The organism is Burkholderia dolosa (assembly GCF_902499135.1).
Taxonomy (GTDB): domain Bacteria; phylum Pseudomonadota; class Gammaproteobacteria; order Burkholderiales; family Burkholderiaceae; genus Burkholderia; species Burkholderia dolosa.
Genome location: NZ_CABVPR010000019.1, coordinates 62,654 through 89,593, shown reverse-complemented (window position 1 = coordinate 89,593; position 26,940 = coordinate 62,654). Strand labels below are relative to the sequence as shown.

At 68.9% G+C, this 26,940-nt stretch carries 32 protein-coding genes; 17 read left to right on the top strand and 15 right to left on the bottom strand.

Features of this window, described 5'->3' with window-relative positions:
* From BUB20358_RS11330 to BUB20358_RS11320, 3 genes are all read left to right on the top strand, one after another.
* A partial coding sequence (locus tag BUB20358_RS11330; protein WP_174905073.1) for a FecCD family ABC transporter permease occupies positions 1 to 799 on the top strand: 799 nt, incomplete at its 5' end.
* A gap of 18 nt (positions 800 to 817) precedes the next feature.
* A complete protein-coding gene (locus tag BUB20358_RS11325; RefSeq protein ID WP_006766574.1) occupies positions 818 to 1,639 on the top strand; it encodes a heme ABC transporter ATP-binding protein in 822 nt (273 codons plus the stop codon).
* A 215-nt stretch (positions 1,640 to 1,854) separates the two neighbouring features.
* Entirely contained in the window at positions 1,855 to 2,649 is a 795-nt protein-coding gene (locus BUB20358_RS11320) for an aminoglycoside phosphotransferase family protein (protein ID WP_006766575.1), read from the top strand.
* 93 nt (positions 2,650 to 2,742) lie between these two features.
* Here the strand turns inward: BUB20358_RS11320 and BUB20358_RS11315 are convergent, their stop codons facing one another.
* The 6 genes from BUB20358_RS11315 to BUB20358_RS11290 form a co-directional block, all read right to left on the bottom strand.
* A complete protein-coding gene (locus BUB20358_RS11315) occupies positions 2,743 to 3,579 on the bottom strand; it encodes a bifunctional allantoicase/(S)-ureidoglycine aminohydrolase (RefSeq protein ID WP_035974665.1) in 837 nt (278 codons plus the stop codon).
* Positions 3,580 to 3,749: 170 nt separating this feature from the next.
* Positions 3,750 to 4,118, bottom strand: a complete 369-nt coding sequence (locus BUB20358_RS11310; protein ID WP_123806745.1) for a hypothetical protein — start codon at positions 4,116 to 4,118, stop codon at positions 3,750 to 3,752.
* 296 nt (positions 4,119 to 4,414) lie between these two features.
* Entirely contained in the window at positions 4,415 to 4,849 is a 435-nt protein-coding gene (locus BUB20358_RS11305) for a hypothetical protein (protein WP_035974666.1), read from the bottom strand.
* 378 nt (positions 4,850 to 5,227) lie between these two features.
* Positions 5,228 to 5,887 carry a methyltransferase family protein gene (locus tag BUB20358_RS11300; protein WP_035974668.1) on the bottom strand — a complete coding sequence of 220 codons (660 nt, stop codon included), beginning with the start codon at positions 5,885 to 5,887 and terminating at the stop codon, positions 5,228 to 5,230.
* Between the two features lie 88 nt (positions 5,888 to 5,975).
* Positions 5,976 to 6,143: a hypothetical protein gene (locus BUB20358_RS11295; RefSeq protein ID WP_165802977.1), complete on the bottom strand. Its 168-nt coding sequence runs from the start codon at positions 6,141 to 6,143 to the stop codon at positions 5,976 to 5,978.
* 291 nt (positions 6,144 to 6,434) lie between these two features.
* Positions 6,435 to 6,854, bottom strand: a complete 420-nt coding sequence (locus BUB20358_RS11290; protein WP_006766580.1) for an HIT family protein — start codon at positions 6,852 to 6,854, stop codon at positions 6,435 to 6,437.
* Between the two features lie 271 nt (positions 6,855 to 7,125).
* On the opposite strand from BUB20358_RS11290, the gene BUB20358_RS11285 reads away from it, so the two are divergent.
* Positions 7,126 to 8,649 (top strand): serine hydrolase domain-containing protein, encoded by a 1,524-nt coding sequence (locus BUB20358_RS11285; RefSeq protein ID WP_035974671.1) that lies wholly within the window; start codon positions 7,126 to 7,128, stop codon positions 8,647 to 8,649.
* Between the two features lie 57 nt (positions 8,650 to 8,706).
* On the opposite strand, the gene BUB20358_RS11280 is transcribed toward BUB20358_RS11285, so the two are convergent.
* Positions 8,707 to 9,330, bottom strand: a complete 624-nt coding sequence (locus BUB20358_RS11280) for a glutathione S-transferase family protein (protein WP_035975391.1) — start codon at positions 9,328 to 9,330, stop codon at positions 8,707 to 8,709.
* Positions 9,331 to 9,579: 249 nt separating this feature from the next.
* Between BUB20358_RS11280 and fabV the strand changes: the two genes are divergently transcribed.
* The gene (fabV, locus tag BUB20358_RS11275; protein WP_006766582.1) at positions 9,580 to 10,782 is read left to right on the top strand and encodes an enoyl-ACP reductase FabV; all 1,203 of its coding nucleotides are present in this window, start codon (positions 9,580 to 9,582) and stop codon (positions 10,780 to 10,782) included.
* A gap of 57 nt (positions 10,783 to 10,839) precedes the next feature.
* On the opposite strand, the gene BUB20358_RS11270 is transcribed toward fabV, so the two are convergent.
* On the bottom strand, positions 10,840 to 11,544 hold the full coding sequence (locus tag BUB20358_RS11270; protein WP_006766583.1) for an SDR family oxidoreductase: 705 nt from the start codon (positions 11,542 to 11,544) through the stop codon (positions 10,840 to 10,842).
* On the bottom strand, positions 11,541 to 11,783 hold the full coding sequence (locus BUB20358_RS11265; RefSeq protein WP_123806744.1) for a hypothetical protein: 243 nt from the start codon (positions 11,781 to 11,783) through the stop codon (positions 11,541 to 11,543). Before BUB20358_RS11265 ends, BUB20358_RS11270 begins: the two co-directional genes overlap by 4 nt.
* 100 nt (positions 11,784 to 11,883) lie before the next feature.
* Between BUB20358_RS11265 and BUB20358_RS11260 the strand changes: the two genes are divergently transcribed.
* Positions 11,884 to 12,474, top strand: coding sequence for a TetR/AcrR family transcriptional regulator (locus BUB20358_RS11260; protein ID WP_035974673.1), 591 nt, complete (start codon positions 11,884 to 11,886; stop codon positions 12,472 to 12,474).
* 130 nt (positions 12,475 to 12,604) lie between these two features.
* Here BUB20358_RS11260 and BUB20358_RS11255 read toward each other — a convergent pair whose 3' ends face one another.
* Positions 12,605 to 13,198: a membrane protein gene (locus BUB20358_RS11255; protein WP_045552287.1), complete on the bottom strand. Its 594-nt coding sequence runs from the start codon at positions 13,196 to 13,198 to the stop codon at positions 12,605 to 12,607.
* Between the two features lie 75 nt (positions 13,199 to 13,273).
* A complete protein-coding gene (locus BUB20358_RS11250; RefSeq protein ID WP_006766586.1) occupies positions 13,274 to 13,804 on the bottom strand; it encodes a GNAT family N-acetyltransferase in 531 nt (176 codons plus the stop codon).
* 164 nt (positions 13,805 to 13,968) lie between these two features.
* Between BUB20358_RS11250 and BUB20358_RS11245 the strand changes: the two genes are divergently transcribed.
* From BUB20358_RS11245 to BUB20358_RS11230, 4 genes are all read left to right on the top strand, one after another.
* Entirely contained in the window at positions 13,969 to 14,337 is a 369-nt protein-coding gene (locus tag BUB20358_RS11245) for an ArsR/SmtB family transcription factor (RefSeq protein ID WP_035974675.1), read from the top strand.
* Positions 14,309 to 14,794 (top strand): SRPBCC family protein, encoded by a 486-nt coding sequence (locus BUB20358_RS11240; RefSeq protein ID WP_006766588.1) that lies wholly within the window; start codon positions 14,309 to 14,311, stop codon positions 14,792 to 14,794. Before BUB20358_RS11245 ends, BUB20358_RS11240 begins: the two co-directional genes overlap by 29 nt.
* Positions 14,795 to 14,905: 111 nt before the next feature.
* Entirely contained in the window at positions 14,906 to 15,388 is a 483-nt protein-coding gene (locus BUB20358_RS11235; RefSeq protein ID WP_006766589.1) for an SRPBCC family protein, read from the top strand.
* Positions 15,389 to 15,637: 249 nt separating this feature from the next.
* Positions 15,638 to 16,276, top strand: coding sequence for a 2-hydroxychromene-2-carboxylate isomerase (locus BUB20358_RS11230; protein WP_035974677.1), 639 nt, complete (start codon positions 15,638 to 15,640; stop codon positions 16,274 to 16,276).
* 67 nt (positions 16,277 to 16,343) lie between these two features.
* On the opposite strand, the gene BUB20358_RS11225 is transcribed toward BUB20358_RS11230, so the two are convergent.
* Complete coding sequence (locus tag BUB20358_RS11225; protein WP_035974679.1) at positions 16,344 to 17,327, bottom strand: LysR family transcriptional regulator; 984 nt, start codon at positions 17,325 to 17,327, stop codon at positions 16,344 to 16,346.
* Between the two features lie 101 nt (positions 17,328 to 17,428).
* On the opposite strand from BUB20358_RS11225, the gene BUB20358_RS11220 reads away from it, so the two are divergent.
* Entirely contained in the window at positions 17,429 to 18,658 is a 1,230-nt protein-coding gene (locus BUB20358_RS11220) for an MFS transporter (protein WP_035974681.1), read from the top strand.
* Positions 18,659 to 18,799: 141 nt separating this feature from the next.
* On the opposite strand, the gene BUB20358_RS11215 is transcribed toward BUB20358_RS11220, so the two are convergent.
* Both BUB20358_RS11215 and BUB20358_RS11210 read right to left on the bottom strand, forming a co-directional pair.
* Positions 18,800 to 19,459, bottom strand: a complete 660-nt coding sequence (locus BUB20358_RS11215; RefSeq protein WP_006766592.1) for a glutathione S-transferase family protein — start codon at positions 19,457 to 19,459, stop codon at positions 18,800 to 18,802.
* A 127-nt stretch (positions 19,460 to 19,586) separates the two neighbouring features.
* Complete coding sequence (locus BUB20358_RS11210; protein ID WP_006766593.1) at positions 19,587 to 20,657, bottom strand: MBL fold metallo-hydrolase; 1,071 nt, start codon at positions 20,655 to 20,657, stop codon at positions 19,587 to 19,589.
* Between the two features lie 25 nt (positions 20,658 to 20,682).
* Here BUB20358_RS11210 and BUB20358_RS11205 point away from each other — a divergent pair, with 25 nt between their 5' ends.
* Together BUB20358_RS11205 and BUB20358_RS11200 are read left to right on the top strand one after the other, a co-directional pair.
* The gene (locus tag BUB20358_RS11205) at positions 20,683 to 21,927 is read left to right on the top strand and encodes a glycosyltransferase family 25 protein (protein WP_223296956.1); all 1,245 of its coding nucleotides are present in this window, start codon (positions 20,683 to 20,685) and stop codon (positions 21,925 to 21,927) included.
* 137 nt (positions 21,928 to 22,064) lie between these two features.
* Complete coding sequence (locus tag BUB20358_RS11200) at positions 22,065 to 22,277, top strand: DUF1059 domain-containing protein (protein ID WP_006766594.1); 213 nt, start codon at positions 22,065 to 22,067, stop codon at positions 22,275 to 22,277.
* A 108-nt stretch (positions 22,278 to 22,385) separates the two neighbouring features.
* On the opposite strand, the gene ltaE is transcribed toward BUB20358_RS11200, so the two are convergent.
* A complete protein-coding gene (ltaE, locus tag BUB20358_RS11195; protein WP_006766595.1) occupies positions 22,386 to 23,399 on the bottom strand; it encodes a low-specificity L-threonine aldolase in 1,014 nt (337 codons plus the stop codon).
* A gap of 396 nt (positions 23,400 to 23,795) precedes the next feature.
* On the opposite strand from ltaE, the gene BUB20358_RS11190 reads away from it, so the two are divergent.
* The 4 genes from BUB20358_RS11190 (at position 23,796) to BUB20358_RS11175 (ending at position 26,920) form a co-directional block, all read left to right on the top strand.
* Positions 23,796 to 25,208 (top strand): cytochrome ubiquinol oxidase subunit I, encoded by a 1,413-nt coding sequence (locus BUB20358_RS11190; RefSeq protein ID WP_035974687.1) that lies wholly within the window; start codon positions 23,796 to 23,798, stop codon positions 25,206 to 25,208.
* 34 nt (positions 25,209 to 25,242) lie between these two features.
* The gene (gene cydB / locus BUB20358_RS11185) at positions 25,243 to 26,250 is read left to right on the top strand and encodes a cytochrome d ubiquinol oxidase subunit II (protein WP_006766597.1); all 1,008 of its coding nucleotides are present in this window, start codon (positions 25,243 to 25,245) and stop codon (positions 26,248 to 26,250) included.
* Positions 26,222 to 26,401: a hypothetical protein gene (locus BUB20358_RS11180; protein WP_006766598.1), complete on the top strand. Its 180-nt coding sequence runs from the start codon at positions 26,222 to 26,224 to the stop codon at positions 26,399 to 26,401. Before cydB ends, BUB20358_RS11180 begins: the two co-directional genes overlap by 29 nt.
* Positions 26,402 to 26,698: 297 nt before the next feature.
* Positions 26,699 to 26,920, top strand: a complete 222-nt coding sequence (locus BUB20358_RS11175) for a hypothetical protein (protein WP_006766599.1) — start codon at positions 26,699 to 26,701, stop codon at positions 26,918 to 26,920.
* Positions 26,921 to 26,940: the final 20 nt, after the last annotated feature.

The window sequence follows — 26,940 nt, the reverse complement described above, 5'->3', positions numbered from 1 at the left end:
GGCCGGCGCCGCGATGCAGGCGCTGTTCCGCAATCCGCTCGCCGATCCGGGGCTCGTCGGCGTGTCGAGCGGCGCAGCGCTCGGCGCGACGACCGCGATCGTGCTCGGCCCCGCGCTGTTCGCCGCGCACCTGCACGCGGCCGCACTGCCGGTCGCCGCATTCGCGGGCGCGCTCGCGGTCGCGGCGCTCGTCTACCGGCTCGCCGCATCGCGAGGCCGGCTCGCGCTGCCGTTGCTGCTGCTGGCCGGCATCGCGATCAACGCGCTGGCCGGCGCCGCGATCGGGCTGCTCACGTTCGTCGCCGACGATGCGCAGCTGCGCTCGCTGACGTTCTGGAGCCTCGGCAGCCTCGGCGGCGCGCAGTGGCCCGCGCTCGCGGCCGTCGCGCCGTGCGTCGCGATCGGCTGTCTGGTGCTCGCGCGGGAACGCGACGCGCTCAATGCGCTGCAACTCGGCGAGACCGAAGCGCTGCATCTCGGCGTGCCCGTGCAGCAACTGAAGCGGCGCGTGCTCGTCGCCGTCGCGCTGACCGTCGGCGCGCTCGTGTCGTGCGCCGGCATCATCGGCTTCATCGGGCTCGTCGCGCCGCACTGCGTGCGCCTCGCATGCGGCCCCGACCAGCGCGTCGTGCTGCCCGGCGCGGCGCTGCTCGGCGCGCTGCTGACGCTGAGCGCCGATCTCGCCGCCCGCACCGTGGCGGCACCCGCCGACATTCCGCTCGGCGTGCTGACCGCGCTGCTCGGCGCGCCGTTCTTTCTCGCACTGCTGTGGAAGAGCCGCGCCGCCGTCGGCGGATAACGATTCGTCACGACCATCATGCTCACTGCCCACCATCTCGACGTCGCGCGCCGGCACACCGTCGTTCTCCGCAATCTGTCGCTGTCGATCGAACCGGGGCGCGTGACTGCCTTGCTCGGCCGCAACGGTGCGGGCAAGAGCACGCTGCTGAAGGCGTTTGCCGGCGAATTGACCGGCCGTTCGGCGCCCGGCGGCGTGCGTGTGAGCGGCGACGTGACGCTGAACGGCGAACCGCTCGCGCACATCGATGCGCGGCGGCTCGCATGCCTGCGCGCCGTGCTGCCGCAGGCCGCGCAGCCGGCCTTTCCGTTCAGTGTCGACGAAATCGTCCTGCTCGGCCGCTATCCGCATCGGCGGCGCGGCGATACGGCGTCGCATCGCGATCGCGACATCGCGTGGCGCGCACTCGAGCGCGCGCGTGCCGCCGCGCTGGTGGGCCGCGACGTCACGACGCTGTCCGGCGGCGAACTCGCGCGCGTGCAGTTCGCGCGCGTGCTCGCGCAGCTGTGGCCGGACGATGAAGGCACCGCGCGCAGTGCGCGTTACTTGCTGCTCGACGAACCGACCGCCGCGCTCGATCTCGCGCATCAGCATCGGCTGCTCGACACGGTGCGCTCGATCGCACGCGAATGGCAGATCGGCGTGCTCGCGATCGTCCACGACCCGAACCTCGCGGCGCGGTACGCGGACACGATCGCGATGCTCGCGGACGGCACGATCTTCGCGCACGGCGCGCCGCGCGACGTGATGACGCCCGGCCATATCGCGCGCTGCTACGAATTCGCGGTGAAGATGGTGGACACCGGTGACGGTTCGGCGCCGGTCATGGTGCCGGCATAGTGGAGGTGCAGCTGCGGGCGCGTCGCGCATGGCCGGCGGGATCGCGGATCTTCCCGACGCCGGCGCGGTGATTCGGCTCGTTCGGCGCGATCCCGCCGGTTCAGGAGACCAAGCCGTCCGCTCCGATTCGCCCGCAACCGTATCGATCGGCCGCGATGACCGGATAGCCGGCGACGTCCCGCCTGCGGGCGCGCCGATCCCTGTACCATCTCCGCATGTTCGACACACACATCCGCCTGTGGAACCTCGTGCCCGACGGCGGTCCGATCCTGACCGCGAGCGGCGGCGTATTGCCCGTCGTCTGGCACGCGCGGCCCGCGATGCTGAAGATCGCGACGTGCGACGAAGAGCGTCGCGGCAACGCGCTGATGACGTGGTGGAACGGGCATGGCGCCGCACAGGTCTGGCTGCACGACAGCGATGCGATCCTGCTCGAACGCGCGCAGCCGGCGCCGACGCTCGCCGACTATTCCGCATCGGGCCACGATGACGATGCGCTGCGAATCGCGTGCGACGTCGTCGCGCGACTGCATGCGTATCGCGCGCCGGCGCCGCCTGCGCTCGTGCCGCTGCGCGACTGGTTCGGCGCGCTGCTGTCGTACGCGTCGAAGGACCGCATGCTGGCGCACGCAGCCGCGATCGCACGGCAACTGCTGGCCGGGCCGCTCGTCGATGAAGTCGTGCTGCACGGCGACATCCATCACGGCAACGTTCTCTATTTCGGCGACCGCGGCTGGCGTGCGATCGATCCGAAAGGTCTGCGCGGCGCACGCGCATTCGACTACGCGAACCTGTTCTGCAATCCGACGCACGACATCGCAGTCGATCCTGCGCGGTTCGAGCGACGCGTCGACGTCGTCGCCGATGCGGCGAAGCTCGACCGGCACACGCTGCTGCGCTGGATCGTCGCATGGTCGGGCCTGTCGGCGGTGTGGCTGATCGAAGACGATCTGCCGCCCGACACGCGCATGCAGGTCGCCGCATTGGCCGCGCACGCGCTCGGCCTGTAACGACGCGCATCGCGTCGCACGCTTCAACGAACGACAAGACGAAAAAAACCGCCGGCAACGACCGGCGGTTTTCGGTAGCCGACTGCCCGGCGCTCAGCGTGCCGGGTTCAGCGTCAGGTTCATGTGACGGTTCACGTCCTTGTACAGCAGATAACGGAAGCGGCCAGGGCCGCCCGAGTAGCACGCCTGCGGGCAGAACGCGCGCAGCCACATGAAGTCGCCGGCTTCCACCTCGACCCAGTCCTGGTTCAGCCGATAGACGGCCTTGCCTTCGAGCACGTACAGCCCGTGTTCCATCACGTGCGTCTCGGCAAACGGAATCACGCCGCCGGGCTCGAACGTCACGATGTTCACGTGCATGTCGTGGCGCATGTCGCTCATGTCGACGAAGCGCGTCGTCACCCATGCGCCGTTGGTGCCCGGCATCGGGATCGGCTCGATGTCCTGCTCGTTGGTCACGAACGCTTCGGGCAGCGGAATGCCGTCGACGGCCTGGTAGTGCTTGCGGATCCAGTGGAAGCGCACGGCCGCGTCGCTGACGTTGTGCAGCGTCCAGTCGGCGCCCGGCGGAATGAACGCGTAGCCGCCCGGCGTCAGCGTATGCTTGCTGCCCTGCAGCGTCAGCTCGGCTTCGCCTTCGACGACGAACAGCACGGCTTCCGCGTTCTTGTCCTGCTCGGGCTTGTCGCTGCCGCCGCCCGGGTTCACTTCGACGATGTACTGCGAGAACGTTTCGGCGAAACCCGACAACGGGCGCGCGATCACCCACAGGCGCGTGTGCGTCCAGAACGGCAGCCAGCTCGTGACGATGTCGCGCATCACTCCCTTCGGAATGACCGCGTACGCCTCGGTGAACATCGCGCGATCGGTCAGCAGATCGGTCTGCGGCGGATGGCCGCCATGCGGCGCGTAGTACTTTCTGTCAGACATAAGGCATCCAGGCAATGAGTTGGGCTTGACCCGACGCAAACGGCATTCGCGACGCGCGAGCGAGCGAGCGGGCGATGTACGCGTGCTGCGGCGAACGTCGTCGTCACGGGGAGCTCGAACGTGCTCGGGCGTTCGTTCGATCGGCCGGTTTCGCGGCGGACCGATCCGGTTCACCGCTCGACGCTGTCGACCTCGCTGCGTGCGCGGACCGAGTGGCGACACATGCGGCCGTCGACCGATACGCGCCCGGCGGCGCGGTCCGGTTCCGTACGCGGGCAGTTGACGATAGCGAAGCCGATTCCAATCGGCCAATTAAATGTTGCGATGCGCTCCATTCGATTTCGCACTGCGCGAGCGCGCGGCTCTCGACAGCCGATACGCGGCTGCGCGGCAATCGAATCTCGTGCGGCGATTCGTTTCAGTCGAGCGCGGATCGCCGACACGTGGATAAGCAAGGAAACGAGGAGCGAAGAAGCGAAGAAGCGAAGAAGCGAAGAAGCGAAGAAGCGAAGAAGCGAAGAAGCGAACGGATCGTACATCGCCGAACGCGCGCGGCGATGTCCGCCGATGACGTCAGAACGCCGATCCGGCAGCGCGGATCAAGTCGGTGTCGATCGGGGAAAGAGAAACGACCGGAGACAGATACGGGCTCATCCGAGCGCGTCGCTGGACTGCCGAACGTCGGCGAGAAAGGCCGAAGCCGAAAAGAAGCGTGGGCGTTGCCGAACGGATGTCGATATCGGCCCGGCTCAGACTGGCGGGCCGACCGTCGCGTCAAGTGCGGACGCGATGCGCGCCGGTGCGCGGCTCGCGCACCGTGCCGCGCACGCGGCGATCAGTCCCAGTCGCGATGATGATGGCGATGCTTGCGGTGGCGATAGCCGCGGTCGCCGCGATCGTACGAGTTGCGCGACAGGTTGCCGCCGAGCGCCGCGCCGGCGCCGCCGCCGACCGCCGCACCGAGCAGGCCGCCCGTACGGCCGCCCATCGCGTTGCCGGCCGCAGTGCCTGCGCCGCCGCCGAGTGCGCCGCCGATGATCGCGCCGGTACGCTCGCGACGGTTCGACGTCACCGCGCCGCCGGCCCCGCCGCCGATCGCCCCGCCGATCACCGAGCCCGTGCTGCCGCCGAGCGCACCGCCGACCGCTGCGCCGGCTACCCCGCCGAGCGCGCCGCCGAGCGCATTGTTCATGTCACCGGCCAGTGCCGGCAGCGCAGTCGCGCCGGTCACCGCGGCGACGACGAGAGCGGGTGCGATTTTCTTCCACATTCCCGTATCTTCCTTGTTCGCAATCTGGTTATCGAAGGTCCGCTCGCTATCGCGATCTGAATCGGTCGATGCCGATTCGGGGATTGTGCCGAATCCTGGACCAATTCATTTCAATGAGCTTGCGGCGAAGAATAGCACCGGTCCCGCGTCCTTGCCGTCGACATTCTGGTAACAAGTTGTTTACGGAAAACGATGCGGAAACTGGTCCGGGAGAACGGCCGGAAAGCCGCGTCGGCACGGCCTCCCGCGCGAATCCGGCCGCTCCGGAACCGTGCATCGGCAGCGGCCGGTATCGCGCGATCGCGACACACGCGGCAACACATCGGCACAGTCGCCGCAGCGCGTCGCCGAGCGGCGGCTTGCACGCAACGAGCGGGGTCAGTACACGCCGGGAAGCAGCCGCCAGCTACGTGCGCAGTAAGCGTCGTATTCGGCGCCGAACTGCGCACGCAGCAGCGCCTCCTCCGAGCGGATACGCACGATGAGCGGCACGAGCATCAGCGCGACCAGCAGCACGCCGACGATCGACCGGAACGCGAGCGCCCAGCCCACCGAACCGACGATCAACCCGAGATAGCTCGGATTGCGGACGCGGCGATAGATGCCGTCGGTGACGAGCGTGTGTCCCGGCTGGATCGCAACGAGCCCGCTGAAGCGGCGGCCGAGCACGAACACCGGCCAGATGCGCAGCGCGCCGCCGGCCACGTACAGCGCGACGCCGAGCCATCGCACCCTGTCGCCGCCGAACGTGCCGACATCGACGCGGTCGGTCAGCGCCGGCAGATACGCGAGCAGGAAGCCGAGCACCGCGAACGCGGCGAGCACCCAGCGGTTGCCGCGGTCCTCGCGCTCGCCGGCGCTCAGATTGCCTTCGGTGAACAACGCGACGACCGCCATCGCGAGCGTCGCGAGCGCGACGACGGTCAGCGGCGGATGCGAGAAAAACGCGGCGAATCCGCCGCTGCCGAGCACGGCAAGCGCGAGATAGACGAGCGTCGAGACGATCGACAGGACCGCGACCTTGGGCGCGATGGACATGGCTGCCTCACCGGATGCGTTTTCCCGTGAAGTATAGGAACGCAGGTGGCAACGCGCGGCCGACGGACGCGATTCGACGGCGGCCGGATCAGCGGATGTGGAAGTGGCCGCCGATTCCGACGCTGACCGGCGGCGCGTAATACGCGGGCGCATAGCCGTAATAGACCGGCGCGGGCGCGTAATAGCCGTAAGGCGGTGCGACGTAGCAGCCGGACAGGCCGCCGATCAGCGCGAACGTGACGAGAAGTCTGGACATGGGTCGATTTGCGGCGCGAAAGACCAGGGCACCTTGCGAAGGCCGCGCCGCCGAAGATCGCGGCGGCCGGCACGAAGAGGCAGAGGCGTCCGCCCTTTCCTGTCGCTCGATGAAGCAATGTGCGGAGTCTAGCGCCGCGTTTTGCGCCGCGCGTTTCGGCGGCCGTTACACGTGTTACGCGACGTGAACGGTGAAACGGCCGGTTTCGACGGCACTGTGCAGCGGCGGCGGCCGCCGCCGTTGCGCTGGCGCGCGTCATGCCGCGCGCGCCGTTCGCATCACATCGGACGATCAGACGAAACGAGCGCGAATGCGCTGCGCGACCGATTCGAGCGTCGCCGCATCGGCCACGTCGCGCGCATGCATCCGCAGCTCGACGCCCTCCCAGCGCGGGATCACGTGGAAGTGCACGTGCGCGACCGTCTGCCCGGCGGCCGCGCCGTTGAACTGGCCGATGAACAGGCCGTCCGGCTCCAGCGCCGAGCGCACGGCCGCGGCGACGCGCTGCGTCATGCGGATCGCGGCGGCAGCGGCATCGCCGGACAGCTCGAAGATCTGCGCGGCCGGCTCCTTCGGAATCACGAGCACGTGGCCGTCGGCCTGCGGCATCAGATCCATGATCGCGATCGTCGCGTCGTCTTCCGCGACTTTCACGCACGGCAGTTCGCCGCGCAGGATCTTCGCGAACGGGTTGTTGTCGTCGTAGGGCATGAGGTTTTCCGGTATCGGGTGGGCGGGAACATCGATGCCGGACGATTATCGGCCGACGGCGCGCACGATTTCAACTCGTGCGGGGGTGCGTGGGATGCGCGGATCGCCGTATCGCCGTGTCGGCGTGTCAGCGTGTCGCCGTGTCGGCGCCCACAGCGCGACACCGCGATCGATGGCCGCCACCCGTCACGCCGGCGCGATTGCAGCGCATCGCCCGAACCTGCGACACTGCCGCATCGTTGCCGACCGGCACGCCACAGGATGCCCGCGCATGACGCTCCCGCTCAGACCGTTGATCCGCTACGGCGTAGCAGTCGCGCTCGTCGGCGCGATCGGATACGCCGGCTACATGCTGTCGCGGCTCGCGCCGATCGCCACCGGCTATGCGGCGAAGGCGCTGTGTTCCGGCGTGTTCGTGTCGCGGCGGCCGCCGGCGTCGGTCATCGACGTCGACATCATGGCCGGCGTGCATCCGCTGCTGAACCTGGTGCGTCCGGCGATCGATCCCGAGCATCGTCGCGCGGTGGCCACCTTCGCCGGCTTCGCGCGACGCGAAGCCGACTTCCGGCCCGGCCTCGGCTGCACGCTGGCGCTCGCGCCGACAGACGGCGTGCTGCCGGCCGCGCTGCCGCCGTTCCCCGCTTCACCGGCCGTTTCGCCGACCGATTCGCCGGCCGGGTCTCCGGCTCCTTCACCGGCCGATCCGCCGGCCGTTTCGCCGACCGATCCGCCGGCCCGGTCTCCGGCTCGTCCGCCGGCCGATCCGCCCGCTGCACCGCCCGCCGACATCGACGCACGCAAATTGCAAACCGCACTCGACCGTGCATTCGACGAGCCCGACCCCGCGCGGCCGCGACGCACGCGCGCCGTCGTCGTGATGTGGCGCGGTCGGGTGATCGCCGAACGCTATGCGAGCGGCTTCACGGCCGACACGCCGCTGCCGGGCTGGTCGATGACGAAGACCGTGACGGCCGCGCTCGCCGGCGTGCTCGTCGCGCAGCACAAGCTGTCGCCCGACGCGTCGTCGCTGCTGCCCGAATGGCGCGGCACCGGCGACCGCCGTGCGGCGATCACGCTCGACGAGCTGCTGCGCATGACGAGCGGCCTGCAATTCAACGAGGACTACGACGACCCGCTGTCGGACGTCACCGTGATGCTGTTCACGCAGCCCGATACCGCGCGGTTCGCGTCGGCGAAGCCGCTCGTGGCGGCGCCCGGCACGCTGTGGTCGTATTCGAGCGGCACGAGCGCGATCGTCGCGCGCGTGATGCGCGAAGCGATGGGCGGCAGCGAAGCCGACTATCTGGCGTTTCCGCGCCGCGCGCTGTTCGCGCCGCTCGAGATGCGCAGCGCGGTGTTCGAGCCCGATGCATCGGGTACGCTCGGCAGCGCATCGTTCATGTATGCGAGCGCGCGCGATTGGGCGCGCTTCGGGCAGCTTCTGCTGCAGGACGGCGTATGGAACGGGCAGCGGCTGCTGCCGGAAGGCTGGGTGCGCTATCTGACGCGCGCGACGCCCGAAGCGCCGCGCGGCGAATTCGGCGCGCATCTGTGGGTCAAGGTGCCGGCGCCGTTCGACGATCGCGATCCGCACGCACGCGCACTGCCGGCCGATGCGTTTCATGCGGTCGGCCACGAAGGCCAGTTCGTCAGCGTGATACCGAGCCGCGAGCTGGTGGTCGTGCGGCTCGGGCTGTCGCGGCCGGAATCCGCGTGGAATCACGACGCGTTCCTCGCCCGCGTGCTCGATGCGGTGCCGGCGGCGCCCGCGGCCGGCGCGCGCGAAGGTATGTGACCGACGTCGGCAGCAGCAGCGCCGAGCGCGGAATCGCGCGTCGCCGCGCGTGCCGCATCACGGGTTCGCGCTGCCGCCGTACGTGTTGAAGCCGTCGCGCGTCGCGAGACGCTGCGCATAGCGCGCGACCGCCGGAAGATCGGGCCGCTCGAACGGCGTGCCGAACCAGCGGTTCACCGACAGGCCGATCGGGATGTCGGCGAGCGTGAAGGTGTCGCCGGCCACGAACGCGCCGGTCGCATCGAGTTGCGCGTTCAGCACGCGCATGTGCTTCGTCCATTCCGCAATCGATCGCGCGATCGCCGCCGGATCCTGATGATCGGGCGATTTCCGCACGAGGCCGAGGAACGCGCCGATCCACGCGCGGTTCAGGTCGGACGCCTGCCAGTCGATCCACTGGTCGACGCGTGCGCGCGCCTGCGGCTCGGCCGGATACAGCGCATCGCCGCCGTAGCGGTTCGCGAGATAGCGGATGATCGTGTTGGATTCCCACAGCACGAAGTCGCCGTCCTTGATGACGGGCACGAGCCCGTTCGGATTCAGCGCGAGATAGGCCGGGTCGTTCGTCGCCCGGAAGCCCGCGCCCCAGTCTTCGCGTTCGAACGGCAGGTTCAGTTCGGTGCACAGCCACAGCACCTTGCGCACGTTGATGGACGGGATCTTGCCGAGAATCTGCAGCATGCGGGCTCCTTGCGGGTCGGGATGCGGAGCGTCCGGCCGCACGATGCGCCCGAACGCGCTCACGCGAATTTATACACGAGCGCGCGGCAAACGACAGGACCGCCGAACGCGGCGCGCCGACGAAACGCCGTCCGCCGCGCGGCGGACGGCGGACGGCCTGCGATCGCCGCCGCCGTCGCCCGCTTCCTTTACAATGCGCGGGATTTTTCCGTTTTCAGGCCGTCTCCGCCTTTCAGACAAGAGGTTCCCATGATCATCAAACCGCGCGTGCGTGGCTTCATCTGCGTGACGACTCATCCCGTCGGCTGCGAGGCCAACGTCAAGGAACAGATCGACTACGTGACTTCGCACGGCCCGATCGCCAACGGCCCGAAAAAGGTGCTCGTGATCGGCGCGTCGACCGGCTACGGCCTCGCCGCCCGGATCTCGGCCGCATTCGGCTGCGGCGCCGACACGCTCGGCGTGTTCTTCGAGCGCGCCGGCAGCGAATCGAAGCCGGGCACCGCCGGCTGGTACAACAGCGCGGCGTTCGAGAAATTCGCGAAGGAAAAAGGGCTCTACGCGCGCAGCATCAACGGCGACGCGTTCTCCGACAAGGTCAAGCAGGTCACGATCGACACGATCAAGCAGGATCTCGGCAAGGTCGATCTCGTTGTCTACAGCCTCGCGGCACCGCGCCGCACGCATCCGAAGACGGGTGAAACCCTCAGCTCGACGCTCAAGCCGATCGGCAAGACCGTGTCGTTCCGCGGCATCGACACCGACAAGGAAGTGATCCGCGAAACGGTGCTCGAGCCGGCGACGCAGGAAGAAATCGACGGCACCGTCGCGGTGATGGGCGGCGAGGACTGGCAGATGTGGATCGACGCGCTCGACGCGGCCGGCGTGCTGGCCGACGGCGCGAAGACGACCGCGTTCACGTATCTCGGCGAGCAGATCACGCACGACATCTACTGGAACGGCTCGATCGGCGAAGCGAAGAAGGATCTCGACAGGAAGGTGCTGTCGATCCGCGACAAGCTGGCCGCGCACGGCGGCGATGCGCGCGTGTCGGTGCTGAAGGCGGTCGTCACGCAAGCGAGCTCCGCGATTCCGATGATGCCGCTGTACCTGTCGCTGCTGTTCAAGGTGATGAAGGAAACCGGCACGCACGAAGGCTGCATCGAGCAGGTGTACGGATTGTTCAAGGACAGCCTGTACGGCGCCGCACCGCACGTCGACGACGAAGGCCGCCTGCGCGCGGACTACAAGGAACTCGATCCGCAGGTGCAGAAGAAGGTCGTCGAACTGTGGGATCAGGTGACGAACGACAACCTGTACGAGCTGACCGACTTCGCCGGCTACAAGACCGACTTCCTGCGGCTGTTCGGCTTCGAGATCGCCGGTGTCGACTACGACGCGGACGTGAACCCGGACGTTCAGATCCCGGGGATCATCGACACGACGGCCTGACGGCGCCGGCCGTCGCGCGGGCCCGCACGCTGCGGCGGGCCCGCGGCTCGCGCGCCGTCAGAGCGGCGCCGCCTCGTTCAGATAGACGCTCGCCGACAGCGCGGCCTTCACCTGCCGCGTGAATTCGTCGGTCGACACTTCCTCCGCACCCGCTTCGATCGCATCGTATGCCTGGCGCACCACGTCGGCCGGCGTCGCCTTCGGCACGTCGAGCCCGCGCGTCAGGTCGGTGTCGATGAAGCCGGCATGCAGCCCGACGACCTGCGTGCGCTGCTCGCGCAGCGAGTGACGCAGCCCGTTGGTCAATGCCCACGCGGCCGATTTCGACACGCCGTACGCGGACAGAATCGGCCGGTTCACCCAGCTCGCGACGGACAGCACGTTCAGGATCGCGCCGCCGCCGTGGCGGCCGAGCGCCGGCGCGAATGCGCGCGACATCGCGAGCATGCCGAACACGTTGGTTTCGAGGTGGTCGCGCAATGCGTCGGGCGCGCCGTCGTCGGTCAGGCTGCCGAGCCGCGCGATGCCCGCATTGTTGATCAGCAGCGTCACGTCGCGCGCCGCGTCGGCCGCCGCGGCAACGGCCGCCGGGTCGGTCACGTCGAGCTTCACCGGCACGACGCCCGGCAGCGTGACGGCGGCCGGATCGCGCGCGCCCGCATAGACCTTCCGCGCGCCCCTTTCGAGCGCCTGCTTCGCGAATTCGAGGCCCAGCCCGCGGTTCGCACCCGTGATGAAAACGACAGCACCTTCGATCTTCATGATCGTTCCTTTCGCATGATGAATCGCGTGCGCGCCGGCTCGTCGCGCGCACCTGATCCGGTGGAAAAACTCGCTGCAACTGCGTACCGAACCGTTGCACCGCCGGCCAGCCTTCCGTTGCCGGTTGTCGGCTCGCCCGCGGCGCCGAAGACGCCGGTCGATTTCCACGGTGTCGTCGTGCCGGCCGCTTCGCGCGACGCGCGAAGTCGGCTACACTTGATCTCAATGTCGATCACCATCGTCTTTGCCGCGCATTGTGTCAGTGCGACATGCGCACGTCAATGGTGATCGCCATTGTGTTTTCCAATCGACGCGATTGCCGGAATGAGGGAGGAATCGATGGGCGTATCGAGACAGCAGGCTGCCGAGAACCGCAGCGCGATCGTCGCGGCCGCGGAACGGCTGTTCCGCGCGCGCGGCGTCGATGCCGTCGGGCTGACGGAGCTGATGAAGGAAGCCGGCTTCACGCAGGGCGGCTTCTACAACCACTTCAAATCGAAGGATGCGCTGGTCGCGGCGGTGATGGAGAAGGCGATGCAGGACCGCACCGACTCGCCGGCCGCCGACCGTCTCGACAAGCAAGTGGCCGCTTACCTGTCGCCGACGCATCGCGACAACGTCGCGGGCGGCTGCCCGCTGTCCGGCTTCGCGGGCGATGCGCCGCGGCTCACCGACGCGGCGCGCGCGTGCTACGCGCGCGGGCTGGCCGCGTATCTCGAGCGGCTCGAACGTCTGGTCGCCGCGGACGGCACCGCGCATGCGGATGCACGTCGCGACACGATCGCGGTATTCAGCCAGATGGTCGGTGCGCTCGTGCTGTCGCGCGCGATCGCCGGCACCGATGCAGCGCTGGCCGACGAGATTCTCGACGCGGCGCGGCACGCGCTCGTCGACGGGATCGGCGATCCGGCTGCGTCGGCGCAGGCGTAGGCGGCATCACGCGAACATCGGTGTCTGTGCCGGCTGCGGCGGCAGTCGAGTGGGCGGACGGGACGCAGCGGGCTGCTGACGCGGCCGCCTGACCCAGCCGCAACGCACGAACGACGCGATCGCCGCGCGGCTACTCCACCGCGCGTGCCGCATCCCACAGCGGCTGCGCGCCGAGCGCCGCCCGCCATCCGGCGAAGCGCGCTCGCCACGACTCGAACGGCTCCTTCAGCGGCTCGCGCGGATCGTCGCTCAGCGAATACGCCATTCCTTCGATCAGCCATCGCGGCTTCGTCATCACGGCGACGTTGCCGAGCACTTCCGCCTGCCGGTGATGAATCAGCTCGTGCACGACGAAATACGTGTGCCATCCGCGCGGCGCGATCGCGACGCCGACATTCCCGAGCGTCAGCGCCGCGCGTTCGCCGAGGCCGAACGCGTCCGCACATGTGCGCGTCGAGCAGAACACGACGTGCGGCGCCGCGTGAAACGGACCGACGGCCGCAGCCGCGCGCGCATAGCCGTCGCGGTACAGCCGCTGCGCGGCGTCGAGCTTCGTCGAATCGTCGATGCAGATGCCGGCGCGCGGGCACGTGACGTCGGGAACCAGCGCAGGCGCAACGACGCGCAGCGGCTTGACGACCCCATACGCCACGGTCGGCAGCGCGATCAGCACGCCGGCGCAGGTCAGCGCGACACGCGTACGGACGGGCGAACGACGTCGCATCGGCGAACCGTCCGGCCGACGCACCGCCGATGCCGGTCCGCGCGCAGGCCGGTCGTGCAGAAAGCGCAGCACCGCCTACGCAAGCTGCTTGTGAAAAAACGTCGTCGCGCACAGCGTGCCGTCGGGCATCAGCGCGTAGTTCGGCACGACGCCGACGCGCTGCCATCCCGCGCGCTCGTAAAGCCGTTCGGCGTCGCCGCCCGTCACCGTGTCGAGCACCAGCACCGTCTTGCCGGCATCGCGCGCGGCCGCGTCGGCCGCGGCCATCAACCGCGCCGCGATTCCCTGCCGGCGCGCATGCCGCGACACGAGCATCTTCGCGATGTCCGCGCGATGCGGCTGGTTTTCCGGCTGCGCGGTCACGACCTGCACGGTGCCGACGATCCGCCCCGCGGCGTCTTCGACCACCAGCAGGATGCGCTCGCGGTTCGCGACGCCTTCGGCGACGCGCGTCCAGAACGCGACGGCGGTCGACCGCTCGATCGGCAACATGAAACTGACGGACGCGCCGCCCTCGACGCAGTCGATCAGCACGTCGGCCAGCGCGTCGACGCAGTGCATCGCTTCGCTCGCGTCGACGCGGCGCACGGTAACGGGTTCGGTCATGCGGTCTCCATCCGGATCGGTCGTGCAGCGCGCGTTCGCTCGACGCGCGCGCTTCGGACAGCACGCCGATGCATCGCCGTTGCATGCGCAACGGCGGCCGGCGCGTGCAGCCGCCCTCATGCTACGCGATGAAAATTCCCGCTGCATCGCCTATACTTAGCCGCATGGCTAACTTTCAACCCGGCATCACCGACGTTTTCCACGCGCTGGCCGATCCGACGCGCTGCGCAATTGTCAGCGCGCTCGGCAGCGGCGAGCGCACCGTGTCCGCGCTGGCCGCGCCGTTCGATATGGCGCTGCCGTCGTTCATGAAGCATGTCGCCGTGCTGGAGCGCAGCGGTCTCGTGCGCACACGCAAAGCCGGCCGCTCGCGCACCTGCGAGCTGGTCGGCAGCCGCCTGACCGAGGCCGAGCAGTGGCTCGCCGCGCAGCGCGCGCTGTGGGAAGCGCGGTCCGATCGTCTCGTCGAATTCGTCGAACGCCGTCACCTGGAGGAGCAAGCGCATGTCAGCAAGCCACGTCGAACCCGCTGAAGCCGACGATCTCGTCATCACGCGCACGCTGCGCGCACCGCGCTCCGCGCTGTGGCGCGCGTGGACCGACCCGCAGCTGCTGAAGGAATGGTGGTGCCCGAAGCCGTGGACGACCGAAGTGCGCGCGTTCGAGCTGCGCGCGGGCGGCGCGTTCCACACGTTCATGCGCGGCCCGGACGGCGGCACGAGCGACAATCCCGGCTGCTTTCTCGAAATCGTGCCGGAGTCGCGCATCGCGTTTACGTCGATGCTCGGCGGCGGATGGCGGCCGCAGGTGCCGTGGCTCGGCTTCACGGCGATCGTCACGATGGCCGACGACGAAGCCGGCTGCCGCTACGAGGCACGCGTAATGCATCCGGACGCCGCGACGCGCGAGCGGCACGAGGCGCTCGGCTTCTTCGACGGCTGGAACATCTGCATCACGCAGCTCGACGACTTGGCCGCGACGCTGCGCTGACCGCGGCCGCACGTTGCATGCGCCGGCCGCCGCGCCTACGATTCCTGAACGGACCGCGACGGCGCGCCGGCATCCGGCGCCGCCGCCGCGCGCACTGCGCAGGAGGCGACCATGCTGCACATGCACACGCATTCGACCCGCGTCAGCCGGCACCTGAACGCGCCGCGTTCGCGCGTCTACCGCGCGCTGCTCGATCCGCACGCGGTCGAGCGATGGAAGGTGCCTGACGGCATGACGTGCCGCGTACATGCGCTCGATGCGCGCGAAGGCGGCGCGCTGCGCGTGTCGCTGAGCTACGACGAGCCGTCGGCCGGCACCGGCAAGACCACCACGCACACCGATACGTACCATGGCCGCTTCGTGACGCTCGTGCCGAACGAGCGGATCGTCGAGATCGACGTGTTCGAGACCGACGATCCGATGCTGCGCGGCGCGATGACGGTCACGATCACGCTGTCCGACGAAGCGGGCGGCACGCGCGTCGATGCGGTGCACGACGGCGTGCCGCCCGGTGTGCCGGCCGCGGACAACGAGAACGGCTGGCGCATGGCGCTTGCGAAACTGGCGGCGCTGGTCGAATCGGAGGCCGGCTGAACGCCGGCCGATCTGGAATAACGCGCGTCACGGAAGCGACTCGCAGCCGCGGGCGGAAGTCGTGCCGGTCGAACGGGCGACGCGCCCCTGTCGAGCGTCGCGGCCGTGTCGCAGCCTGCGCAGCAGCCGGCTCGCGCCAGCGCAAACGCGCCTGCATGCGACACTGGCCGCCGTCGCACGCACCGCGCGTCGCGTCGCACGACGCAGCGCCGCCGCCATTCAACCGGACATGCACGAGGGGACATCGCGATGAACGCCGCGCGCACCGCAACGTGGTACTTCGATTTCGTTTCGCCGTTCGCGTATCTGCAGCAGGAACGGTTCGACCGGCTGCCGCCGGCCGCGGCCTTCGAGCCGGCGCCGATCGTGCTCGGCGCGCTGCTCGCGCACTGGGGGCAGAAGGCGCCGGCCGAGATCGCCGCGAAGCGCGTCTTCACCTATCGTCACGCGCAATACCGCGCGGACAAGCTCGGCATTCCGTTCCGGATGCCGCCCGCGCATCCGTTCAATCCGATCCGGCCGCTGCGGCTCGCGATCGCGATGGGCGGCTCGATGGACGCGATCCGGCGGATCTTCCGGCACATCTGGCGCGACGGGCAGGACGTCGCGACGCCGGACGGTTTCGCCGCGCTGTGCGAAGCGGTCGGCTTTCCCGAAGGCGTAACGGCCGTCGACGCGCAGCCGGTGAAGGACGCGCTGCGTGCGAACACGGACCGCGCGATCGCGCACGGCGTGTTCGGCGTGCCGACCTTCGAGCTCGACGGCGATCTGTTCTGGGGCGAGGACGCGACCGACATGTTCGTCGACTGCGCGACGTCTCGCGCGTGGCTCGATTCGCCGGAGGTACGCCGCATCAGCACGCTTCCGGAAGGCATCCGCCGCGGCTGACCGCGGCCGCGCACGCGTCGACGTGGAGCGGCGCGGCGCGACACGGCTGCGGGCAGGCCCCGCTTCGCTACACGTCGCGCCCTTCGACGAGCGCCGGCACCGCGTCGCGCATCATCGCGACGAACCGCACGAGCCGCGACGGATAGAACTGCGCGTGCGGATACGTGATGTAGACCGGCAGCGGCGCGGCTTGCCAGTCCGGCGCGAGATGCACGAGTTCGCCGCGCGCGAGATGATCGGCGAGCATCCACGACGACCCGACGCACGCGCCGACGCCCAGCAGCGCCGCGCTGCGCAGCGCGTACAGGTTCGCGGTCGTGATGCGCGGACGGATCGCGATGCGCCGCGTGTCGCCGGTGACGGCGTGCGTGAGCGTCAGCTCGGTCCGGTAGTACGTGCGCAGCGCGAGCCACGGCAACGCGGCGAGCGCGTCCGGATCGGCCGGCACGTCCGCGCCGTTCAGCACCGACGGCGCAGCGACGACGAAGCGCGGCACCTTCGTCAGCCGGATCGCGACGACGCCCGGATCGGTCGGCTCGCCGACCTGGATCGCGCAGTCGATCCCGCTGCCGACGAAATCGCGCACGTCGTCCTGCAGCAGCCATTCGACCGACACGCGCGGATAGTCGCGCAGAAACTGCGCGAGCGGCGCGACGAAGCGCTCCTGCCCGAACGCATGCGGCACGGCGACACGCAGCAGCCCGTCCGGCTCCTCCTGCGCGCCGCGCAGATCGGCCTCGAACGCCGCCCAGTGCGCGAGCAGTTCCTTCGCGCGCGTGAAGCAGCGCTCGCCGTCGACCGTCAGCCGCATCGCATGTGTCGTCCGCTGCAGCAGCCGCATGCCGAGCGAGCGTTCGAGCGCCTGCAGCCGGCGGCTGATGGTCGGCTGCGTCGTGTGCAACTGCGCGGCCGCGGCCGACAGGCTGCCGGCCTCGACTATGCGCACGAAGGTTTCCATCAGCTCGAAACGGTAGCCGGCGCCGTCCAGCGGCACCGCCTGAACGCGCGCAGACCCGCCAGCAGCGGGCGAAGCGGAAGTTTTCTCGGTCATGCGCGAAGCGTATAACAAATCTGCGCGGCGCGGCACTACCGTCGCCGCCCGCGCGCCATCACACTCGCATCCATTCCATTACCCGAACTAGGATGCACGCCATGTCCACCCCGACCCGTGTCGATGCCGCGCCGCGTATCGCGGCCGGCCCCGCTCATACGACCGCCTTGATGCCCGAGCGCCGGCTGGTCCTGCTGCTCGCGGCGGCCGCCGGTCTCGGCGTCGCGCCGCTCTATTACGCGCAGCCGATGCTCGGCGCGCTCGGCCCCGATCTCGGCGCGTCGGCGCGCGCGATCGGCTTCGTGCCGACGCTCACGCAGCTCGGCTATGCGCTCGGCATCCTGCTGCTCGCGCCGCTCGGCGACCGCTTCGATCGCCGTCGCGTGATCGTGACGAAGGCCGCCGCGCTGGTCGTCGCGCTGCTGCTCGCGGCCGTCGCGCCGTCGCTCGGGCTGCTGCTCGCCGCGAGCTTCGCGATCGGCCTGACCGCGACGATGGCGCAGGACGTCGTGCCGGCCGCCGCGACGCTCGCGCACGACCTGCATCGCGGCCGCATCGTCGGCACCGTGATGACGGGGCTGCTGCTCGGCATCCTGCTGTCGCGCGTCGTCGCCGGCTTCGTCGCCGAGACGGCCGGCTGGCGCGCAATGTTCGCGCTCGCGGCCGCCAGCGTCGCGGCGATCGGCGTCGTGGCCGCGCGCGGGCTGCCGCGCTTCGAACCGACGACGCGGCTACCGTATCGCGCGCTGATCGGCTCGCTCGTCGAGCTGTGGCGCCATCATCCGGCACTGCGCCGTGCCGCGCTCGCGCAAGGGCTGCTCGCGGTCGGCTTCAGCGCGTTCTGGTCGACGCTCGCGGTGATGCTGCACGGCGCGCCGTTCCACCTCGGCAGCGCGGCCGCCGGCGCATTCGGTCTCGCAGGCGCTGCGGGCGCGCTCGCCGCGCCGATCGCCGGCCGCCTCGCCGATCATCACGGCCCGGAGCGCGTCACGCGGATCGGCATCGGCATCGCGACGGCGTCGTTCGCGTCGATGGCCGCCGCGCCGCTGCTGATGCCGCACGCGCAGCTCGCGCTGCTCGCCGCGGCGACGATCGGTTTCGACCTCGGCGTGCAGGCGACGCTGATCGCGCACCAGGCGATCGTCTACCGGATCGATCCCGCGTCGCGCAGCCGCCTCAATGCGGTGCTGTTCGTCGGCATGTTCATCGGGATGGCGGCCGGCGCGGCGATCGGCAGTCTGTTGCTCGCGCAACTGGGCTGGAATGCGGTAATCGTGCTGGCCGTCGCGACGTCGCTCGGCGCGCTCGCCGTGCGCGTGTGGCGTCGATAGATTTCCGCTTGCCGACTGCCGCATCGGCACGCAATCGCGAAGCGGGCGAGTCCATCGGGCTCGCCCGTTTCTTTTTGCGCATGACGATCGCGCAGCGGGATGCCGAACGGGCCGCCGAGTGCGCAGCGCCCCGCGCCCGCGTCAGTCCCGGTCGGGTGCGCCGAGCGGGAAAAAATGACGATAAGGCCGCGCCTCGTCGACGGCGCGCGCAAACGACGGCCGCGCGAGCAGCCGCTTGCGGTACGCGATCACGTTCGCGAACGACGGATCGATCCGGTGCGTCCAGTCCGCGTAGAACAGGAACGGCGCGGCGCCGCAGTCGGCGAGGCTGAAGCGGTCGCCGGCCGCCCATTCGCGCTCGGCCATCCTTTCATCCAGCCACGCGTACGCGGTTTCGAGCATCGCCCGCGCATCGGCGACGCCGCGTGCATCGCGCTCGCCTTCCGGCCGCAGCGCGTCGAACACGATCTTCTGCTGCGGCGTGGCCACGTAGTTGTCGAAGAAGCGATCCATCATCCGCACGTCGAGCGCCGCGTGCGGATCGTCGGGCAGCAGACGCACGGGGCCCGGATGATTCAGCCCGAGATACTCGATGATGATCGTCGCCTCGACCACCGTGCGCCCGGCATCGACGAGCACCGGAAAGCGCTTCATCGGCCACAGCGCGGTCAGTTCCTGCATCGGCCGCGGGTCGTCGTGCGCGAGCACGCGATAGTCGAACGGCGTGCCGTTCTCGTACAGCGCGGTCAGCACTTTCTGGCAGTAGGACGAAAAAGGGTGAGCGTAGAGCGTCGGGATCATCGCGCGGCCTCGTCGTGGTTCGGCGCCGGATCGTTACGGCGCCGCATGGTCGGATACCGTGACGACGCGCGAGCGCGGGCCGATTCGACATCGGCGCGCCGATATTTCCGCGCGCCGGGGGCGGCCGCTATGCGCGGCCGTCGGTCACCACGCGCCCTTCGGCCCGCCAGCGCAACATCCCGCCGCCGAGGTTCGCGACCGCGTCGAAACCGGCGTTGCGCAGAATCACGGTCGCCTGCGCGGAGCGGCCGCCGGCCCGACATACGGTCACGACCGGCCGCTCGCGCGCGAGCTCCCCGATGCGCGCGGCCAGTTCGCCGAGCGGAATCGGCGTCGCGCCCGGCAGATGGCCGAGCGGGCCCGTGAACTCGTCCGGCTCGCGGACGTCGACGACCTGCACGGCCGGCAGATGATCCTCGAGCCACTGCGGATCGATTTCCCAGAACCCGGCGAACGTGTAGACGAGCGGCGCCCAGTCGGCGGCGGCCTGCGTGTCGGGCGCGTTCGCGGCGACGCCGCACTGCAGGTTCGCGGGCACCGCGACGTCGATCTGCCGAGGATGCGCGAGCCCCAGATTGCGCATGTAGCCGGCGAAGTCGTCTTCGCTGAGATCGCCGCCGAGGCGCGGGTTGAAGCGCCGCTCCTCGCCGACGCTCGTCACCGTCAGTCCGCGATAGTCGTGCGCCGGATACAGCAGACAATCGGCCGGCAGCGTGAAGAGCCGGCCGTGCACCGCGCGATACAGCGCGCGCGGGTCGCCCTGCTGAAAGTCGGTGCGGCCCGTGCCGCGGATCAGCAGGCAGTCGCCGGTAAACGCGATCGATTCGTCGTCGAGCACGAGGCTGATGCAGCCGCTCGTATGGCCGGGCGTCGCGTGCACGGTCAGATAGCGCGAGCCGAATGCGCAGCGGTCGCCGTCGTTCAGATAGCGGTCGGCGCCGTGCGCGCCGCTCGCGGCCGAGATCGCGATCGCGCTGCCCGTGCGCTGCTTGAGCAGCCACGCGCCGGTCACGTGGTCCGCGTGCACATGCGTGTCGATCGTCGCGACGAGCCGCAGCCCGAGTTCGTCGACGAGCGCCGCATCGCGGCGCACCTGCTCGAATACAGGGTCGATCAGCACCGCTTCGCGCGACGCGCGGTCGGCGAGCAGATACGTATACGTCGACGATTGCGGATCGAAAAGTTGCCGGAAGATCATTGCGAAGTCGCTCCATCGCGGGTTCATGCGGGTCGTGCCGCGGCCGCCGTCGAGATCGGCACGGCGCGGGCTGGCGGTGCGGGCCCGCTGCGATTTGCGTGCCGCGCACGCTGACGTGTACGCGGAACGCGCTGCAGAGGGCTTCGGAGGTCCCTATAGCGTAGGCGAAAAACGCGGGGGCGCGTCCGGCATCGTATCCGCTGATCGTACGCTCGCGGAAACGGCGCAGACGGCCGACGATGCCGGACTGCAAACGGCGGACGCAACGGTTCGGTCGCGCCGGCTCGACCGCCGGGCACTGCGCGAAACGCTCCGGCTGCTTCAAGGTCCGGCACGCATGTCGGACATCCGCGTTTTGGCATGGTCGCGTGCGGAGGGTCGGCAGGTTCATTCGTCTATACTTCGGCCGCGGCATCGAAGCCCGACGGGCGCCGAAACATCGGCATGGCCCTATACGAAAAAGCGACGGGGGAAAAACGTGCAGTACGTCTGCATTTCGCTGAAAAAATCGACAGATCGGCGGCAAAACATGACCGCCCAATTCGCGAATCACGGCATCGACGGCCGATTCTTCGACGCGATCGAACCGGAAGGCGACGGCCAGAGCGTTCATCACTACAACGCGCGCGCGCGGACATTTCTGTACGGCAAGCCGCTCACCCGCGGCGAGATCGGCTGCTACCTCAGCCATCGCGAAGTATGGAAGCAACTCCTGTCGTCGGGCGACGACGCATGGTGCGTGATGGAAGACGACATCGTGTTGCTGCCCGGCTTCACCGCTGCGACGCGCGAACTCGCGGCGTGCCGCGAACACTGGGACATCGTGCGGCTGTACGGGATCTTCAAGAATCCGCAGATCGAATACGCAGCGCTGCCGAGCGGCACCCGGCTCATGTGGATGGACGTGCATCCTCTCGGCACGCAGTGCTACGTGATCACGCGCGCCGCGGCGCAGCGGATGCTCGCGCACAGCGAAAAAATCACGCATCCGATCGACGACACCATCGATCAGAACTGGAAACACAAACTCAGGCTATACATCACATCGCCCGAATTTGTCGCCGACGGCAATTTCGCGTCCACGATCGGACCGCTCGCCGGGCGGCAATCGCTCGGCTACCGGCTGTGCGTGAAACCGTTCCGGAAGCTGAGAAAGCTCCCGCGGACGTTCTTCAACTGGAGGAATCGGCCGGCCCGTCCGATTCGCGTCGAGCTGCTCGCATCGCGCGCCGATTCGCTGCGGTCGGTGGAACCGATAAGCGGCCGATGATCCGTACCGCGAACGCGGCACGCGACGCGGCGAGCTGCGCGCACCGCGCCGCCTATACTTTTTCCATCGGCCTCGCGAACGCGCGGCGCGGCCGATCATGCAGTTCCGGCCGTTCCCTTTCCTGTGAGGAGAACATCATGTCCCGCCGCTATATCGATTGCCGCGAGTTTCCCAGCGCGATGAATTGCTCGGTCGCGATTTCCGCCGACTCCGACGACGAACTGCTGGAGGCCGCGGTCCAGCATGCGGTCTCGGTGCACCAGCATACCGACAGCGCCGAGCTGCGTACGCAGCTTAAAACGCTCTTCCGCGACGGCACGCCGCCCGTCGACACGCGGCCCCAAGCGTAATCCGCCTGCACGACCGACGTCGACGCACGAATCGCAGCGTCGCGCCGCCCCACCATTCCCCGCTTCGCACCACGCCGCGCCGGCACCCCGCCGGCCGGCGCACTCGCTTTACGCGCGCCGCTGCGCGAAATACGCGCCGACTGCATCGACGAACGTATCGACGTCCGCGCGCGACACGTCGCAGTGCGTGACGAAGCGCGACGCGTACAGCATCTGCGTGAGGATTCCGCGCGCCTTGAGCCACGCCTCGAGCGGCGCGCAGTCGGCTTCGGGGAACTGCGCGAATACCATGTTCGTCGCGTGGGACAGCACCTTCACCGGCTCGATGCGCGCGAGGCCTTCCGCGAGACGCGCGGCGTTCGCGTGATCGTCGGCGAGCCGCTCGACGTTGTGGTCGAGCGCATACAGGCACGCAGCCGCGAGAATGCCCGATTGCCGCATCCCGCCGCCGAGCACCTTGCGCCAGCGCTGCGCGCGCTCGATCAGCGCGCGGCTGCCGACCAGCACCGAGCCGACCGGCGCGCCGAGGCCTTTGGAGAAGCAGATCGACACCGTGTCGAACGGTGCGCTCAGTTCCGCGATCGTGCGGCCCGACGCGACCGCCGCGTTGCACACGCGCGCGCCGTCCAGGTGCGCGGACAGCCCGCGGCTGCGTGCGAACGCGACGGCTTCCTGCACGTAGCCTTCCGGCAGCACCTGGCCGCCGATCGTGTTCTCGAGCGCGAGCAGCCGCGTGCGCGCGAAGTGGTTGTCGATCGGCTTGATCGCCGCGGCGATCTTCGCGATCGGCAGCGTGCCGTCCGGCGCGTTCTCGATCGGCTGCGGCTGGATGCTGCCGAGCACCGCCGCGCCGCCGCCTTCGTACTTGTAGGTATGCGCGAGCTGGCCGACGATGTATTCGTCGCCGCGCTCGCAATGCGCCATCAGCGCGGCGAGATTGCTCTGCGTGCCGCTCGGGAAGAACAGGCCGGCCTCCTTGCCCGCCCGCTCGGCCGTGACCGCCTGCAGCCGCAGCACGGTCGGGTCGTCGCCCCATACGTCGTCGCCGACTTCGGCGGCTGTCATCGCGGCCAGCATCGCCTGGCTCGGACGTGTCACGGTATCGCTGCGTAAATCGATCATCGCTGTGCCCTGAATGGTTGCGAGCCGGAACCGACGCGCCCGGCCCTGCCGAAAACGAGACCAGAGTGTACGCAATTCGCGCATCGCGTGCCGACGGTCGTCACCGCAGGCGCGACGCGATGCGACCGTCCGGCGCCGCATCGTTCCCATGACGCGACGCGCCATATTGACGCACATGCGGCAGACCGCCACGCCGGCGCCGCACCGACAGCGACGCGCGTTCTTGATACGAATCAACGATTTATCGGGAACCCGCGCGCGACGCGCTGGACATCTGCGACGAGTTGGCGCATTTCGCGGCGCAACATCGCATTTCATACTCCAGCCAACCCCGACGCCGTCGGCCGGGGTCCGCCGGCACCCGCCGGCGGGTATCGTCAGCTTCGGTCAACTGGTATGGACACCGCATTTTCGGCCCTCGATCTGGCCCGCCTGCAATTCGCGTTCACCGTCTCCTTTCACATCGTCTTTCCGGCGCTGAGCATCGGCCTCGCAAGCTTCATCGCCGTGCTCGAATATCGGTGGCTGCGCACCGGCAAGCCGTACTACAAGACGCTGTGCCTGTTCTGGTCGAAGATCTTCGCGGTCGCGTTCGGGATGGGTGTCGTGTCCGGCGTCGTGATGAGCTATCAGTTCGGCACGAACTGGTCGGGCTTCTCGAGCTTCGCCGGTTCCGTCACGGGCCCGCTGCTGATGTACGAGGTGATGACCGCGTTCTTCCTCGAAGCCGGCTTCCTCGGCATCATGCTGTTCGGCTGGAACCGCGTGAGCCCGCGCGCACACTTCGGTGCGACGCTGATGGTCGCGATCGGCACGCTGATCTCGACGTTCTGGATTCTCGCGTCCAACAGCTGGATGCAGACGCCGCAAGGCTTCGAGATCGTCGACGGCCGCGTCGTGCCGACCGACTGGTTCGCGATCGTCTTCAACCCGTCGTTCCCGTACCGGCTGCTGCACATGGCGGTCGCCGCGTTCATCGTCGCGGCGCTGGTGGTCGCGGCGACGGGCGCGTGGCATCTGCTGAAGGGCCGCCGCGACAAGAGCGTGAAGAAGATGTTCTCGATGGCGCTGTGGCTGCTGCTCGTGCTCGCGCCGCTGCAGGCGGTGATCGGCGATCAGCACGGGCTGAACACGCTGAAACATCAGCCCGCGAAGATCGCCGCGATCGAAGGGCTGTGGGAAACCGAGAAGGGCGGCACGCCGCTCAACCTGTTCGGCATCCCGGACATGAAGGCGGAAACCACGCACTACGCGGTGAAGGTGCCGCACCTCGGCAGCCTGATCCTCACGCACAGCTGGGACGGCGAAATCCGCGGACTGAAGGCATTCCCGCCGGAAGACCGGCCGAACTCGACGGTCGTGTTCTGGAGCTTCCGGATCATGGTCGGCCTCGGCTTCGCGATGATCGGCCTCGCCGCGCTCGCGTGGCTGCTGCGCCGCCGCGGCAGGCTGTACGAATCGAAGGCGTTCCAGCGCTTCGCGCTCGTCATGGGGCCGACCGGCTTCGTGTCGCTGCTCGCCGGCTGGGTGACGACCGAAGCGGGCCGCCAGCCGTGGATCGTGTACGGCGTGATGCGCACCGCGCAGGCCGTGTCGCCGCTGTCGGTGCAGCAGGTGAGCCTGTCGATGATGACGTTCGTGATCGTGTACTTCCTCGTGTTCGGCACCGGCGTCTACTACATGCTGAAGCTGATGAAGGCCGGCCCCGCGCTGCCGGACGACAAGCACGACCACACGCGCGACGCGCGCGCCGATCACACCGCGCGCCGCCCGATGTCGGCCGCCGACGAGCTGATCGAAACCGCGTAAGCGCCCCTTCCTTGATCCGCATACGAGAAAACCTATGGACGTCACCGTAATCTGGGCCGCGATCATCGCATTGGGGCTCTTCATGTACGTCGTGCTCGACGGCTTCGACCTCGGCATCGGCATCGTCTTCCCGTTCTTTCCGGACGAGAAGGAGCGCGACCTGATGATGAACACGGTCGCGCCCGTGTGGGACGGCAACGAGACGTGGCTCGTGCTTGGCGGCGCCGGGCTGTTCGCGGTGTTTCCGGTCGTCTATTCGACCGTGCTGTCGGCGCTGTACCTGCCGCTGATCTTCATGCTGATCTGCCTGATCTTTCGCGGCGTGTCGTTCGAGATCCGCGCGAAGGCGCGGCGCACGAAGCATCTGTGGGATCTCGCGTTCATCGGCGGCTCGGCCGGCGCGACGCTGTTCCAGGGGATCGCGCTCGGCGCGTTTCTGCAGGGGATCGCGGTCAAGGACGGCGTGTTCGTCGGCGACGCGTTCGACTGGCTCACGCCGTTCAGCCTGCTCACCGGGCTCGGCCTGATCGTCACGTACGCGCTGCTCGGCTGCTGCTGGCTGGTCGCGAAGACGGAAGGCGACCTGCAGCGCCGGCTGCATCGCGTGGTCTGGCCGCTGACCGTCGTGCTGCTCGGCTTCATCGCGCTCGTCAGCCTGTGGACGCCGCTGCAGGATCCGGCGATTGCGCAGCGCTGGTTCGACTCGGGGCTGTTCTGGCGGCTGCTGCCGGTGCCGTTCCTGGTCGCCGGCTGCGCGGTGTGGATGCGCCGCGCGGTGCGCGACCGGCACGACATGACGCCGTTCGTGCTCGCGCTGGCGCTGGTGCTGCTCGGCTACGTCGGCCTGCTCGTGTCGCTGTTCCCGTACGCGATTCCGCAGACGATGACGATCTGGGAAGCGGCCGCGCCGCGCTCGAGCCAGACCTTCACGCTGGTCGGCGCAGCGGTTATCCTTCCGATCATCATCGCGTACACGACGATGGGTTACTGGGTATTCCGAGGCAAGGTGCGCCATGAAGACCAGCATTACTACCACCACTGATCCCGCCGAGCGCCGGCCCGGCGCGCCGCGGCCGCGGATGCGCGGCTGGATGTGGTTCGTCGTGTTGTGGGCCGGCGGCGTGATTGGCGCCGTCACGCTCGGCTACGCGTTCAAGATCTTCATGAATCTGACGCTGTTCGCGGTGAAATGAAGTGCGCCGGGCGGCCGCTCGATGCGAGACGGCCGTCCGGCCTTTCCTGTGAATGACCGCAGCTCACGCCGAACGATGCCACGTGCCGCCCGCGGCACGGCTCACATGCGCTTCATGACCCTATGAATCGTGCCGCGGTCCGACGAGCGGCGGCTTTCGGTTCTCTATCAAACGCAATCGATCGTAAAGCGGCGCACCGACGGCGGCACGTCCAGCATGCGCCGGCGGATTTTTTTCGCAGTTGGCGCGCGACTATTGGCGTGTGATAAAGGGTTTCCCCTGACCCGGAGCACGAGAATGTCGACCCTGGAAGCCTTCCGGTTCGTGCTGGACGACGCACGCACCCCCGAGATCATTCGTCATCACGTCGTCGACGCGCTGCAGTACGCATTGCGCAATTACGGACAGGTGTTCACCGCGAAGGAAGTCGAGTGGCTCGCGCAGTGGGACGATCCGCGCCTGCCGCTCGCCGCGAGAAAGGAACTCGACAAGCGCGAACCGGCGATCGCCGCGCGCTGAAAAAACGCCGCCGCGCGCGA